Here is a 12409-nt window from a genome sequence, read left to right as displayed (position 1 = left end):
GCCTCAGCGCGACCGCAGCCGGTTCATGAACGAGTCATACGACAGCTCGGCGACCTGCCACCAGAGCAGGTTCTCACCGCGGAAGGCGACCATCGAGTCGTAGCCCTTCTTGAACAACTCACTCTTGGCGGAGGTCTCGGCATAGTACTCGTCCGCCGCCTTGAGAGCCGCTTCCATGATCGGCATCGGGAAGGCCTTGAGCTGTGCGCCCTGCTGGACCAGCCGGCGCAGGCCACCCGGGTTCACCGCATCATACTTGGCCAGCATCCAGTTATTGGCAGCCTCGCAGGCGTTGTGGACGATGGCCTGGTAGTGCTTCGGCAGCTTGTTCCAGGCCTCCTGACCAACGACGAGATGCAGCATGGCGCCGCCCTCCCACCAGCCGGGATAGTAGTAGTATTTGGCAACGCGCACGAAGCCGAGCTTCTCGTCATCATAGGGGCCGACGAATTCTGCGGCGTCGATCGTGCCGCGCTCCAGCGCCGGGTAGACGTCGCCGCCTGCGATCTGCGTGGGCACCACGCCGAGCTTGGCGAGCACGGCTCCGCCCATGCCGCCGATGCGGAACTTCAGGCCCTTGAGATCATCGAGCGAGGTCAGTTCCTTGCGGAAGAAGCCGCCCATCTGGCAGCCGGAGTTGCCGCAGGGGATCGAATAGGCATTGAATTTGGCCAGCGCCGAATTGATGATCTCCTCGCCGCCGCCGAAGAACCACCAGGAATGCTGCTGACGCGCATTGAGACCGAACGGGATGCCGGTGCCGAGTCCGAGTGCCGGCTCCTTGCCGATATAGAAATAGGTCGGCGTATGCGCGCATTCGACCGTGCCGGAGGTGACCGCGTCGAGGGCCTGCAGGCCCGGCACGATCTCGCCGGCGGAGAACGTCTGGACCTGGAATTTGCCGTCGGTCGCGTCCGACATGTATTTCGCGAACTGCTGGGCCGTGCCGTAGATCGTGTCGAGCGCCTTCGGGAAGCTCGAGGTCAGGCGCCACTTCACCTCAGGTTGCGACTGCGCGATCGCCGGCATCGCGACCGGCGTCGCAGCCGCTGCCAGCGCACCGGTTTTCAAAAAGTCGCGGCGTTTCATAAGCTGATCTCCCAGAGGTTTGTTGCGCGCAATCTCGCGTGTTCGTCACGGATTGGAAAGAGATGAAACTCGCTTCCCTCATGCACGGTCGTGATGGCCGCCTTGTCGTGGTTTCCAAAGACCTGACGCGCGCCACGGACGCTTTTCCCGTGGTCGCGACCATGCAGGCCGCGCTCGACGACTGGGGCCGCCATGCGCCGCGCCTGGCCGATCTAGCAGAAGGATTGGAGCATGGCTCCGTCCCATCCTTCCGTTTCCACGAGCATGATYGCGCAGCCCCCTTGCCGCGCGCCTATCAGTGGCTGGACGGCTCGGCCTATGTGAACCATGTCGCGCTCGTCAGGAAGGCGAGGGGCGCCGAGATGCCCGAGAGTTTCTGGAGCGACCCTCTGATGTATCAGGGCGGATCCGACGCCGTGCTGGGGCCGCGCCAGCCGATCCGGACCCGCAGGGAGGAGGACGGCATCGATTTCGAGGCCGAGATCGCCGTCATCACCGGCGACGTGCCGATGGGGGTCTCTGCGGAAGCGGCGCATGGCCATGTCCGCCTCGTGATGCTCGTCAATGACGTCAGCCTGCGCAACCTGATTCCGGACGAACTGGCGAAGGGCTTTGGCTTTCTCCAGTCGAAGCCGCCGACGGCCTTCTCGCCGGTGGCCGCGACACCGGATGAACTGGGCGAGGCATGGCAGGGCGGAAAGCTGCACTTGCCGCTGCTCTCGCTGCTCAACGGCCAGCCCTTCGGACAGCCGAATGCCGGCATCGACATGACCTTCGATTTCGGCACACTGATTGCTCATGCCGCGCGGACACGCCCGCTTTCGGCCGGCACGATCATCGGCTCCGGCACGGTCTCAAACCGCGACGACGAAGGTGGCCCGGGGCGCCCGATCGCGCAGGGTGGCGTCGGCTACGCCTGTATCGCCGAGCAGCGCATGGTCGAGATCATCAAGTCGGGCACCGCGGCAACGCCTTTCCTGCGCTTCGGCGATACGGTTCGTATCGAGATGAAGGACGGGGATGGTTCTTCCGTTTTCGGTGCGATCGAACAGGACGTGCTGCCCCATGTCGACTGACAAGCCCGCCTTCGCCTCCAGTGCCGATCTCGGTGAGAAGACCATTTCCTTCGATGAGATCGGCCGGGGCATCTACGCCTATACCGCCGAGGGCGACCCCAATACCGGGGTCGTCGTCGGTGACGAGAGCGTGCTCGTCTTCGATGCGCAGGCGACGCCGAAGATGGCGGAAACCGTGATCGAACGCGTCCGCAGGATCACCGACAAGCCGATCAGCCATGTCGTGCTCTCGCATTACCACGCGGTCCGCGTGCTGGGGGCGCCAGCCTACGGCGCCCGCGAGATCGTCGCCTCCGATGTCGCCCGCGAGATGATCGTGGAACGCGGCGAACAGGACAAGGCGAGCGAGATCGGCCGGTTTCCGCGGCTCTTCCAGGGCGCAGATTCGATCCGCCCGGGCCTGACCTGGCCGACCATGACCTTTTCCGACACCGCCTCGATTTGGCTGGGCAAGCGCGAGGTCAGGCTGATGAAGCTCGGGCGCGGTCATACCGCAGGCGACATCGTCGCCTGGATTCCCGATGCCGAGGTCTCCTTCGCGGGGGATCTCGTCGAATATGGTGCGACGCCCTATTGTGGCGATGCCCATTTCGAGGACTGGCCGACGACGCTCGACCATTTGTCGGCCCTCGGCTCGGTCGCGATGGTGCCTGGCCGGGGCGCTGCGCTGACCGATGCGGCGATGGTCGCCGATGGCATCAGCGGCACGCGCGCCTTTCTCAGCGACCTCTATGACGCGGTGAAGCAGAACGCCGGCGCGGGCCGCTCGCTCCGCGAGACCTTCGAGCGTGTCCATGCCGTTTTGAAGCCAGGCTATGGCGACTGGGTGATCTTCGAGCATTGCCTGCCCTTCAATGTTTCGCGTGCCTATGACGAGGCCAACGGGCTCGATCATCCGCGCATCTGGACCGACGAGCGCGATCGCCAGATGTGGCTCGACCTGCGAGGGTAGGGCGGTGTCGCTCGTCGCCTATCTGCGCAAGGCGGCCCGCAACAATGGCTGGGCCAATGACCGGCTGCTGCGCGCCTGCGCCGAACTGGACGACGAGGCATTCAGGGCCACGCGAACGAGCTTCTTTCCCTCGCTCCACGAGACCTTGAACCACAATCTCTCGGTCGATCAGTTCTATCTCGACGCCCTGGAGCAGGGCGGGCGCGGGCTCGCCGTCTTCGATACCTTCCGGCCGCTCGACGCGGCCGCGCTCCTCATCGTGCAGGGGCAGACCGATCGCCGCCTGATCGCCTTCTGCGATGCGTTGAGCGAGGCAGAGCTGGCACGGCAGGTCGAGACCGATCGCGGCGATGACGGCAAGGTGCCCGGGCGGATCGACGATCTGCTCGCGCATCTCTTCCAGCATCAGATCCATCATCGCGGCCAGGCCCACGCCATGCTCGCCGGCACGACGGTCGCGCCGCCGCAGCTCGATGAGTATTTCCTCGCTTTCGATGCCGGCCGGCGTGCCTCGGATCTGCGGGGGCTCGGGATCGAGGGGCCGGAGGCGATCGGATGACGACGGAGCTGCGCCGTTTCGCCTATCGCCGCAGCCCTGACCAGGATGCACGCGAACCGGCCCATCATCCGGTTGTCATCATTGGCGCCGGCCCGGTCGGGCTGACGCTCGCGCTCGATCTGGCGCGCCGTGCCGTTCCCGTCGTGCTGATCGATGATTCCGATCGCATCGGCGAGGGCTCGCGCGCGATCTGTTTTGCCAAGCGTACGCTCGAGATCTTCGACAGGCTCGGCCTCGCGGAAGGCATGGTCGCGAAAGGCGTCACCTGGCAGCGGGGCAGGGTCTTTCGCGGGCAGGAGCAGCTCTATGAGTTCGATCTATTGCCCGAGCCTGGCCACAAGCAGCCGGCCTTCATCAACCTGCAGCAATATTACGTCGAAGCGGCGTTGGCCGACGCTGCGGCTGCGGAGGCGCTGATCGATCTGCGCTGGTCGAACCGTCTCACCGGCATCCAGCCTCGTAGCGACGGTGCGCTCCTGACCATCGCGACGCCGGATGGGCCCTACCAGTTCGATGCCGGCTGGGTGGTCGCCTGCGACGGAGCGCGATCGCCGACGCGCGCGCTGCTTGGCCTGGAGTTTCGCGGTGAGGCCTTCGAGGACAAGTTCCTCATCGCAGACGTGAAGATGCGGGCGGAATTCCCCACCGAGCGTTGGTTCTGGTTCGCGCCGCCCTTCCATTCCGGACAGTCGGCCCTGCTGCACAAGCAGCCGGACGATGTCTGGCGCATCGATCTGCAACTCGATCGCGACGCCGACCCCGAGCATGAACGACAGCCCGAGATCGTGCGGCCGCGCATCCGGCAGATGCTCGGCCATGACGATTTCGCGCTGGAATGGGTCTCGGTCTACCGCTTCCAGTGCCGCAGGCTCGCGCGCTTCGTTCATGGTCCGGTGGTCTTCGCCGGCGATGCGGCGCATCAGGTCTCGCCCTTCGGCGCGCGCGGCGCCAATTCCGGCATCCAGGATGCCGACAATCTCGGCTGGAAACTGGCATTGGTCGTGAAAGGGCAGAGTCCCGCTTCTCTGATCGACAGCTATGACAGGGAGCGTGTCGAAGCAGCGCAGGAGAATATCCTGCATTCGACCCGCGCCACGGATTTCATCGCGCCGCGCTCGCCAGGCGAGCGGGTCTTGCGCGATGCGGCCCTTGCCCTGGCCGGCAAGGCCGGCTTCGCCCGGGGCTTCGTCAATTCCGGGCGTCTCTCGCAGCCGACGACCTATCTGGCGTCGCCGCTTTCGACGCCTGGCCCGGATTGGCAGGGGGGGCTCGCGGCGGGCACCTCCTTCCACGACGCTGCGCTGCCATCCACAGCCGGCGGGCGGCGCTGGCTGAGCGAGACGCTGGCCGAGGGCCGGCCGGTCATCATCGCCTGCGGGGTGGCGGCCGAGGGCATGACGCCTGCCGCCGCCTTGTGGGTCGACGTTCCCGCCAGAGATGGGGGAGACGAGCCCCTGGCGCGACGTTACGGATTGACGCCGGGCGATGCCGTCGTGCTGCGTCCTGACGGCCATGTCGCGGCGCGGTTTCGCCAGGCGACACCTGTGCAACTGGCGGCCGCGATCGAGAGGCTGGAAGGGCGCGCCGCAGCATGAGCAGCGAACTTGTCACGGAACCGAATCTCTCCGATCCCGACGCGGCGTTCCGGATGATCGCGGAGGCGCATCGCGATCTCTCCGAGGCCGAGAGCGTGGCGCTCAATGCAAGGCTCGTCCTGATCTTCGTCAATCATATCGGTGACGTGGAGATCTTGCGTCAGGCCTTGGCGCTGGCGCGCGAGGCGCGGTAACGTCGCATTTCCTCTGCCGGAGCCTTGGCCGCGATGATCGATCCCGTTCCGCTCTATTCCAGCGCCATCCCGCTCTCGTTCTTCCTGTGGGGGCCGGCGCTGGTGATGTTGATGTTCTGGCTCACCGGGCTCTGGGCGAGCCGTCAGGGCGTGGCCCGCATGCTCGAGAGCGACTGGAACGGCTTCAACGCTGCCGATGTCGAAAAGCTCTTCGCAGCTTATGGCGAGGAACGCCGCAACCGCTACCGTCACCGGGTGCTGCCGGCCGATGTCGCCTTCGCCCTGACCTATGCGATCGTCGGCGCGATCATCGTCGCGGGCGTCGCGATGCGCGGCTATCCCTGGTGGGTGGCGGCATTATGCGGCGGCGGCTGGCTCTTCGGCGGGCTCTGCGATGTCGTCGAGAATTTTGTCATTGCCCGGCTGCTCGACAAATACCCCCGGGTCGAGGCGGGCGATGTCGCCATGGCGAGCGGCTTCACGCAGTTGAAGCTGGTGCTGTTCACGCTCGGCGTGCTCGGCGCGCTGGCCGCGGCCTATCTGGTGTTCAAGCCACTGGCGGTGTGACGACCGGTGCCGCGGCTGCGTCATGGGTGGCAAGCCAGCCGGCGCGGCCGAGGCGGAAGAAGGCGCAGAGGAAGTGCGGATCGCCCATCAGCCATGAGCACCGGTCGCTCTCGCGCTGGAAACCGAGCCTCTCCGCCAGACGAAGGGATGCCGCGTTCAACGGGTGCGTGAGGATGACCACCTCGGTTAGGTCCAATGGGCCAAAACCGTGCTGGAGCAGGCGCGAGGCYGCCTCCGTCGTATAACCCCGGCCCCAATGGCGCGTCTCGAAGCGGTAGCTCAGCTCGATCTGCGCCGTCGCCGGAGCGCCGGGGAACAGCGCGACATAGCCCAGCAACGCGCCAGGGCTTTCGCGCGGGCTGATCGACCAGTAGCCCAGCCCCCGATCGACATGGGTGAAGCTGCGCTTCGCCACTGCCTCCCTGCTCATGAAGGCGGTGCCGACTGGCGCGATGTGTCGCATCACCTCCGGATCGGAATTCATTGCAATGACATGGTCGAGATCCTCAATGGTTCTCGGCCTGAGGATGAGGCGGTCCGTCGCGAGGATCGGCTGCGTCGTCGCCGGCATCTTGCTGGTCTGCATCGGACGCCTCTGGCATTGCTTCGCCTCAGAACCCATATGCGGCGCCGGCTACGCGGAACAGTCAGGAGATCGAGAATGCGCGCCTGTGGTACCACGTCTTCACGCGCCCTGGCCCTGGCTCTGTTGGCGCTAGGGCTCGGTCTGACCGGGGCCGCACAGGCCCAGGAGGACCTGATCTTCAGGAAATCGACCGTCTGGAAGATGCTGACGCCGAACGACAAGCTCGCCGTCTATGGCGTCGACGATCCGATCGTCGAGGGTGTGGCCTGCCACTACACTATCCCCGAGAAGGGCGGCGTCTCCGGCATGTTCGGGGTGGCGGAGGAGGTCTCGGAGATCTCGCTCGCCTGTCGTCAGGTCGGTCCGATCAAGTTCAAGGAGAAGTTCGAGCAGGGCGATGTCGTCTTCCGCGAGCGCCGCTCGATGGTCTGGAAGAAGATGCAGATCGTGCGCGGCTGCGACATCAAGCGCAACGTGCTGGTCTATCTCGTCTATTCCGACAAGCTGATCGACGGGTCGCCGCAGAATTCGACATCCACCGTCCCGATCATGCCCTGGGGCGGGGTAGGCGAGGCGCCGAAATGCTCGGATTGGGTGAGGTGAGCCGCAGGCTCAGCCGCCGCAGGTGATCGAGAGCGGCTGTTCGGCCGGTTCGGTGATGACAGGCTTCGAGACCGAACCGGTGAAATCTTCGCGCGAGGCGATGCCGAAGGCTGTCGCCTTCGCAAAACCCTGGGCCTCGCACCAGGCATMGGCGACGATCTTGCCGCATTCCGAGGTCTTCGAGGACAGGCAGTCGGCCACGCCATAACCGTCGCTCGCCGGAATCAGGAAAATGCGCTGGTCGTTGGATGCGGCCACCGTCTTCGAGGTCGGCAGGACTGCGAGCGAGAGGCCGGCTCCGACGATTCCGAACAGGCCGATCAGGGCGATGGCGCGGCGCATTCTCGATCTTTCCTCGTGACCCGACAGGCCAAAGAACCTTCGAAGCATGAGGATGGTTCCAGTCCGTTAAATTTGAATGAATTCGGCGTCAGCTATGTTGCGGCGCAACAAACTCGGGCGCCCTCTTGACGCAAAGCCCGCGCACAGGCAATCAGTTTTTCATGACGCAGGCCGCCATCCGGATTTGCATTATTTGCCGCTAGCTTTCGCTGGCCGGCTGCTCACGTCATCGTCCTGAAACGACCCGACAGAAAGCGCCCCCGGCCAGCGGCCCGGACCACGCTTCTCGTCGCCTATTCGCCAGGACCGTTTCGATGACGCCGACTTTAAGGCTCTACAACACGCTGACGCGGACGAAAGAGACGTTCGCGCCGATCGATCCCGGCAATGTCCGCATGTATGTCTGCGGTCCGACGGTCTATGACTACGCCCATATCGGCAATGCCCGCCCGGTCATCGTCTTCGATGTGCTCTACCGGCTGCTCCGCCATCTCTATGGCCCCGAGCATGTCACCTATGCCCGCAACCTCACGGACGTCGACGACAAGATCAATGCGCGCGCCGCCCGCGACTTTCCGGGCCTGCCGCTGAACGAGGCGATTGCCAGGGTCACGCAGACCACGACGGCGCAGTTCCACAATGATGTCGATGCGCTGGGCAATCTGCGCCCCGATGCCGAGCCGCGCGCCACCGACCATATCGAGGAGATGAAGGCGATCATCGAGCGCCTCATCGCCCGTGGCATCGCCTATGTCGCCGAGGAGCATGTCCTGTTCCACGTGCCGGCGGTGGCGAGCCTGGGGAAGGCGCCGAAATACGGCTCGCTCGCCCGTCGTTCGCTGGACGAGATGATGGCCGGCGCTCGTGTCGATGTCGCGCCCTACAAGCGCGATGCCATGGATTTCGTGCTGTGGAAGCCGAGCCGCGACGGCATCGACCCCGGCTGGCCGTCCCCGGCCGGCATCGCCACGCTCGGCCGCCCCGGCTGGCATATCGAGTGCTCGGCCATGTCGATGGCGAAGCTGCTCGCGCCCTTCGGCGGCGGGCTCGCCTGCGATGACCCCACCAAAAATGTCTTCGACATCCATGGCGGCGGCATCGACCTCGTCTTTCCGCATCATGAGAACGAGATCGCCCAGAGCTGCTGCGCCTTCGGCGGGGCCGACGGCGCCGGCCGCATGGCGAATATCTGGATGCATAACGGCTTCCTGCAGGTCGAAGGCGAGAAGATGTCGAAGTCGCTCGGCAACTTCGTCACCATCAACGAGTTGCTGCAGACCGATGTCTTCGGCGGCCGGACATGGCCGGGCGAAGTGCTGCGCCTTGCGATGTTGAAGACGCATTATCGTCAGCCGATCGACTGGACGGTGAAGTCGCTGGAGGAGGTCGAGTCCATCATCGGTGGCTGGGAGGAAGTCCTGCGTGGCATTCCGACGGAACCGCAGGCCGCTCCAAGCGACGTGGATGCCGAAATCATCGCCGCGCTGGCCGATGACCTGAACACGGCCAAGATGATGACGCGGCTTCATGGTCTCGCACGCGAAGCGAAGGCCGGCGATCCGAAGGCTGCGCGCGCATTGGCGGCAAGCGTCGATTTCCTCGGCCTGAATCGTCAGGCCTGGGGGCGGAAGGAACAGGAGTTCCTCATCCGGACGGCGACCGATGACGGCTTCGCGACGCGTGTCGACGATCTGATCCAGCGCCGGCTTGCAGCGCGTCGCGCCAAGGACTTTGCCGAGTCCGACCGCATCCGCGACGAACTTGCGGCGATGGGCATCCAACTCAAGGATGGCAAGGACCCGGCGACCGGCGAGCCCACGACAGCATGGGAAGTGAAACGATGAACCGCGACCAAACCCCCTCTCCCCTTGCGGGAGAGGGTTGGGGTGAGGGGTCGCGCGACGCTTGCCGGCCTTCGTCTCATTCTGCTCCAACCGGAGAGGGAAGCGCGACCCCTCATCCGGCCGCTGCGCGGCCACCTTCTCCCGCAGGGGGAGAAGGGGAGCATGCGCCGTCGCTGCGTGCCAAGCTCGGCCAGCGCGCGCGCTCGATGCGCAAGGAGCCGACGGAGGCCGAGCGCAAGCTTTGGCACCTCCTGCGCGACAGGCGGTTCAGCGGTTTCAAGTTCCGTCGGCAGGTCCAGATCGGTTCCTATATCGTCGATTTCGTGTGTCCGTCGAAGCGACTGATCGTCGAAGCCGATGGCGGCCAGCATGCAGAAAGCACGTATGACGCCGTTCGGGACGCTTGGCTGAAAGAGCAGGGCTTTCGCATTCGTCGCTTCTGGAACGCCGATATTCTTCGTCGTGGCGACGAGGTCCAGGACACGCTTTGGCACGATCTCGATGGAGCGACGCTCCATGAGACGGACATGACATGGGAAGTGAAACGATGAACCGGGATGCCCCGAAGATCCGGCGCGCCGGTGCGCTCTCGGTCGCCATGAAACTCGTCATGCTCGCCATGGTGATGCCGCGTGTGCTGCGCTATCGGATGAGGGCCGGGCGATGAGCGCCCGCGTCCATCTTTTCGATACGACGCTGCGCGACGGCGCCCAGACTACCGGAGTCGACTTCTCGCTCGACGACAAGCGCGCGGTCGCCGCCATGCTGGACAAGCTCGGCATCGACTATGTCGAGGGCGGCTATCCCGGAGCGAACCCGCTCGATACCGCCTTCTTCGCGGAGAAGCCGACTTCGAAGGCCAAGTTCGCTGCCTTCGGCATGACCAAGCGGGCAGGGCGCTCGGCCGCCAACGACCCGGGCATCGCGGCCCTGCTCGAGGCGAAGGCGGACGCCATCGTCTTCGTCGCCAAGAGCTGGGACTACCATGTCCATGTCGCGCTCGAGATCTCGCTCGAGGACAATCTCGAGGGGATCACCGACAGCGTGAAGGCCGCGAAGGCGGCCGGACGCGAGGTGATGCTCGACTGCGAGCATTTCTTCGACGGCTACAAGGCCAATCCCGATTATGCGCTGGCCTGCGCGCGGGCAGCCTATGAGGCGGGCGCACGCTGGGTCGTGCTTTGCGATACGAATGGCGGCACCTTGCCGGACGAGGTCGGCGCCATCGTTGCCGAGGTCGCCAAGGTCGTGCCGGGCGATCATCTCGGCATCCATGCCCATGACGATTGCGGCTGCGCCGTTGCCAATTCGCTGGCGGCGGTCGAGGCGGGGGTCCGCCAGATCCAGGGCACGTTGAACGGGCTCGGCGAGCGCTGCGGCAACGCCAATCTGGTGACGCTGATCGGCGCGCTGAAACTGAAGGACAGGTATCGCGAGCGCTTCAGCATCAATGTCGACGAGCAGCAGCTCGGCGAGCTGACCCATGTTTCGCGGACCCTCGACGAGATGCTGAACCGCGCCCCGAACCGGCACGCGCCCTTCGTCGGTTCGTCTGCCTTCGCGACCAAGGCCGGCATCCATGCCTCAGCGGTGCTGAAGGACCCGCGCACCTATGAGCATGTCGCGCCGGAAGCGACCGGCAATATCCGCAAGGTCCTGATCTCCGACCAGGGCGGCAAGTCCAACCTCGTTGCCGAGCTGGAGCGCATCGGCGTGACGCTTGGGCGCGACGATCCGCGGCTCGGGCGCCTGCTCGACGAGCTCAAGGACAAGGAGGCGCAAGGCTACGCCTTCGAGGGGGCCGACGCCTCCTTCTTCCTGCTCGCCAAGCGGATCCTGCGCGAGGTGCCGGATTATTTCACGGTCGAGCGCTTCAAGGTGAATGTGGAGCGCCGCTACAACGCCAATGGCGAGCTCGTCACCTTCTCCGAGGCGATCGTGAAGGTGCAGGTCGGCGACGAGCTGCTGATCTCGGCTGCCGAGGGCTCTGCCGGTCCGGTCAATGCGCTCGACGTCGCCTTGCGCAAGGATCTCGGCCGCTATCAGTCGCTGATCGGTGGCTTGCGGCTCGTCGACTACAAGGTCCGCATCTTCCAGGGCGGCACCGATGCAGTGACGCGCGTCCTGATCGAATCCGCTGACGAGACCGGCGAACGCTGGACCACGGTCGGTGTCAGCGCCAACATCATCGACGCCTCGTTCCAGGCGCTGGTCGACTCGATCACCTACAAGCTGATGCGGGCCGGCGCGACGGCGTAAGCGACGAGGGCTTTTGATCCGCCGCGATTCCCGGGTGAGGCGCAGCGCCCACCTGGCAATCATTCTGCGGATGAGCGTTCGGCGGTGCCGCCGCGGTCGGGAATGGCCGGGACGAGGCCCGGCCATGATGGCCCTGGCGGCTCAATCCGTCAGGCGGATCGTCTTTTCCCTGCAGAGATCGACGCCGTCATTGTCGTTTTCGACCTCGTCGCTGAAGCGACCGAGCACGAAATAGCTGCAGCCCGCCGGCTTGTTGAGTTTCAGCACGGCGCTCTTTCCGGGAGCGAGCGGCTTGGCGAGTTTGGCGACGAGGCGGGGCTGTTCACCCGAGGTGGTGATTTCGAGCGTGTTCAATGGCACGCTGCGGGCATTGGTTACCTTGATCTGTGCCGGCGGCCGCGCTGATTGCGCCAGGGCGGGAAGCGTCGCGAGGCAGAGTGAGACGCTGGCGCCGATCAGGCCGGCAAGGATAACCCGTTGAGCTCTCATGGCTGTTTCTTTCCCCGATCCGAGCGTTGACCGCTCCGACGCCATCTCACACCGGTCCTTCGACGAGAACAAGGCCAAGCCGGCGCGCGTGTTCCGCAATCCCCGGAGGCCGTGTGCAAACGCGCTATTGGGATGCCTGAGGTGTGCGCCGCGTCGTCTGCGGGTGAAGTTGGACGAGAGTCGCGGCGACCCTTTCAGGTCCGCATCGCCAGAATGAGCGGCCCAGCGCCAAGGATGGCGATCACTCTCTTCAG

The 12409-nt window shown here is 65.2% G+C and carries 14 protein-coding genes; 10 read left to right on the top strand and 4 right to left on the bottom strand.

Annotated elements, in window-relative coordinates; translation table 11 throughout:
• Positions 1-3 precede the first annotated feature (3 nt).
• The gene (locus AC1D34_RS11695) at positions 4-1089 is read right to left on the bottom strand and encodes a TRAP transporter substrate-binding protein (protein ID WP_476824276.1); all 1086 of its coding nucleotides are present in this window, start codon (positions 1087-1089) and stop codon (positions 4-6) included.
• Positions 1090-1151: 62 nt separating this feature from the next.
• Between AC1D34_RS11695 and AC1D34_RS11690 the strand changes: the two genes are divergently transcribed.
• From AC1D34_RS11690 to AC1D34_RS11665, 6 genes are read left to right on the top strand one after another with little or no spacing between them, the layout of a single operon-like run.
• Positions 1152-2165 (top strand): fumarylacetoacetate hydrolase family protein, encoded by a 1014-nt coding sequence (locus AC1D34_RS11690; RefSeq protein WP_476824275.1) that lies wholly within the window; start codon positions 1152-1154, stop codon positions 2163-2165.
• Positions 2155-3117 (top strand): MBL fold metallo-hydrolase, encoded by a 963-nt coding sequence (locus tag AC1D34_RS11685; protein ID WP_476824274.1) that lies wholly within the window; start codon positions 2155-2157, stop codon positions 3115-3117. Before AC1D34_RS11690 ends, AC1D34_RS11685 begins: the two co-directional genes overlap by 11 nt.
• A gap of 4 nt (positions 3118-3121) precedes the next feature.
• Entirely contained in the window at positions 3122-3676 is a 555-nt protein-coding gene (locus AC1D34_RS11680; RefSeq protein ID WP_476824273.1) for a DinB family protein, read from the top strand.
• Positions 3673-5271 carry an FAD-dependent oxidoreductase gene (locus AC1D34_RS11675; protein ID WP_476824272.1) on the top strand — a complete coding sequence of 533 codons (1599 nt, stop codon included), beginning with the start codon at positions 3673-3675 and terminating at the stop codon, positions 5269-5271. The genes AC1D34_RS11680 and AC1D34_RS11675 overlap by 4 nt, the downstream gene beginning before the upstream one ends.
• Positions 5268-5465 carry a DUF2783 domain-containing protein gene (locus AC1D34_RS11670; RefSeq protein ID WP_441507906.1) on the top strand — a complete coding sequence of 66 codons (198 nt, stop codon included), beginning with the start codon at positions 5268-5270 and terminating at the stop codon, positions 5463-5465. Before AC1D34_RS11675 ends, AC1D34_RS11670 begins: the two co-directional genes overlap by 4 nt.
• A 33-nt stretch (positions 5466-5498) precedes the next feature.
• Positions 5499-6032, top strand: coding sequence for a hypothetical protein (locus AC1D34_RS11665; RefSeq protein ID WP_441493077.1), 534 nt, complete (start codon positions 5499-5501; stop codon positions 6030-6032).
• Here AC1D34_RS11665 and AC1D34_RS11660 read toward each other — a convergent pair.
• Positions 6013-6618, bottom strand: a complete 606-nt coding sequence (locus tag AC1D34_RS11660; RefSeq protein WP_476768790.1) for a GNAT family N-acetyltransferase — start codon at positions 6616-6618, stop codon at positions 6013-6015. The genes AC1D34_RS11665 and AC1D34_RS11660 overlap by 20 nt on opposite strands.
• Positions 6619-6693: 75 nt before the next feature.
• Between AC1D34_RS11660 and AC1D34_RS11655 the strand changes: the two genes are divergently transcribed.
• Complete coding sequence (locus tag AC1D34_RS11655) at positions 6694-7221, top strand: CreA family protein (RefSeq protein ID WP_441493075.1); 528 nt, start codon at positions 6694-6696, stop codon at positions 7219-7221.
• 9 nt (positions 7222-7230) lie between these two features.
• On the opposite strand, the gene AC1D34_RS11650 is transcribed toward AC1D34_RS11655, so the two are convergent.
• Entirely contained in the window at positions 7231-7563 is a 333-nt protein-coding gene (locus AC1D34_RS11650; protein ID WP_476824271.1) for a hypothetical protein, read from the bottom strand.
• 314 nt (positions 7564-7877) lie between these two features.
• On the opposite strand from AC1D34_RS11650, the gene cysS reads away from it, so the two are divergent.
• The 3 genes from cysS (at position 7878) to cimA (ending at position 11666) form a co-directional block, all read left to right on the top strand.
• On the top strand, positions 7878-9407 hold the full coding sequence (cysS, locus tag AC1D34_RS11645) for a cysteine--tRNA ligase (protein WP_476824270.1): 1530 nt from the start codon (positions 7878-7880) through the stop codon (positions 9405-9407).
• Between the two features lie 173 nt (positions 9408-9580).
• Positions 9581-9958 (top strand): endonuclease domain-containing protein, encoded by a 378-nt coding sequence (locus AC1D34_RS11640; protein ID WP_476824295.1) that lies wholly within the window; start codon positions 9581-9583, stop codon positions 9956-9958.
• Positions 9959-10070: 112 nt separating this feature from the next.
• The gene (gene cimA, locus AC1D34_RS11635; protein WP_476824269.1) at positions 10071-11666 is read left to right on the top strand and encodes a citramalate synthase; all 1596 of its coding nucleotides are present in this window, start codon (positions 10071-10073) and stop codon (positions 11664-11666) included.
• Between the two features lie 141 nt (positions 11667-11807).
• On the opposite strand, the gene AC1D34_RS11630 is transcribed toward cimA, so the two are convergent.
• Complete coding sequence (locus AC1D34_RS11630) at positions 11808-12155, bottom strand: hypothetical protein (protein ID WP_441493071.1); 348 nt, start codon at positions 12153-12155, stop codon at positions 11808-11810.
• Positions 12156-12409 lie beyond the last annotated feature (254 nt).

The organism is Allobosea sp. P1_A7, from assembly GCF_056406775.1.
This window is presented reverse-complemented; position numbering and strand designations above follow the sequence as displayed.

What these genes read in the sequence shown, in the direction of transcription:
- cimA (WP_476824269.1), top strand. Translation starts at nt 10,071, where the DNA reads ATGAGCGCCCGCGTCCATCTTTTCGATACGACGCTGCGCGACGGCGCC.
- AC1D34_RS11655 (WP_441493075.1), top strand. Translation starts at nt 6,694, where the DNA reads ATGCGCGCCTGTGGTACCACGTCTTCACGCGCCCTGGCCCTGGCTCTG.
- cysS (WP_476824270.1), top strand. Translation starts at nt 7,878, where the DNA reads ATGACGCCGACTTTAAGGCTCTACAACACGCTGACGCGGACGAAAGAG.
- AC1D34_RS11695 (WP_476824276.1), bottom strand. Translation starts at nt 1,089, where the DNA reads ATGAAACGCCGCGACTTTTTGAAAACCGGTGCGCTGGCAGCGGCTGCG.
- AC1D34_RS11675 (WP_476824272.1), top strand. Translation starts at nt 3,673, where the DNA reads ATGACGACGGAGCTGCGCCGTTTCGCCTATCGCCGCAGCCCTGACCAG.
- AC1D34_RS11685 (WP_476824274.1), top strand. Translation starts at nt 2,155, where the DNA reads ATGTCGACTGACAAGCCCGCCTTCGCCTCCAGTGCCGATCTCGGTGAG.
- AC1D34_RS11670 (WP_441507906.1), top strand. Translation starts at nt 5,268, where the DNA reads ATGAGCAGCGAACTTGTCACGGAACCGAATCTCTCCGATCCCGACGCG.
- AC1D34_RS11665 (WP_441493077.1), top strand. Translation starts at nt 5,499, where the DNA reads ATGATCGATCCCGTTCCGCTCTATTCCAGCGCCATCCCGCTCTCGTTC.
- AC1D34_RS11630 (WP_441493071.1), bottom strand. Translation starts at nt 12,155, where the DNA reads ATGAGAGCTCAACGGGTTATCCTTGCCGGCCTGATCGGCGCCAGCGTC.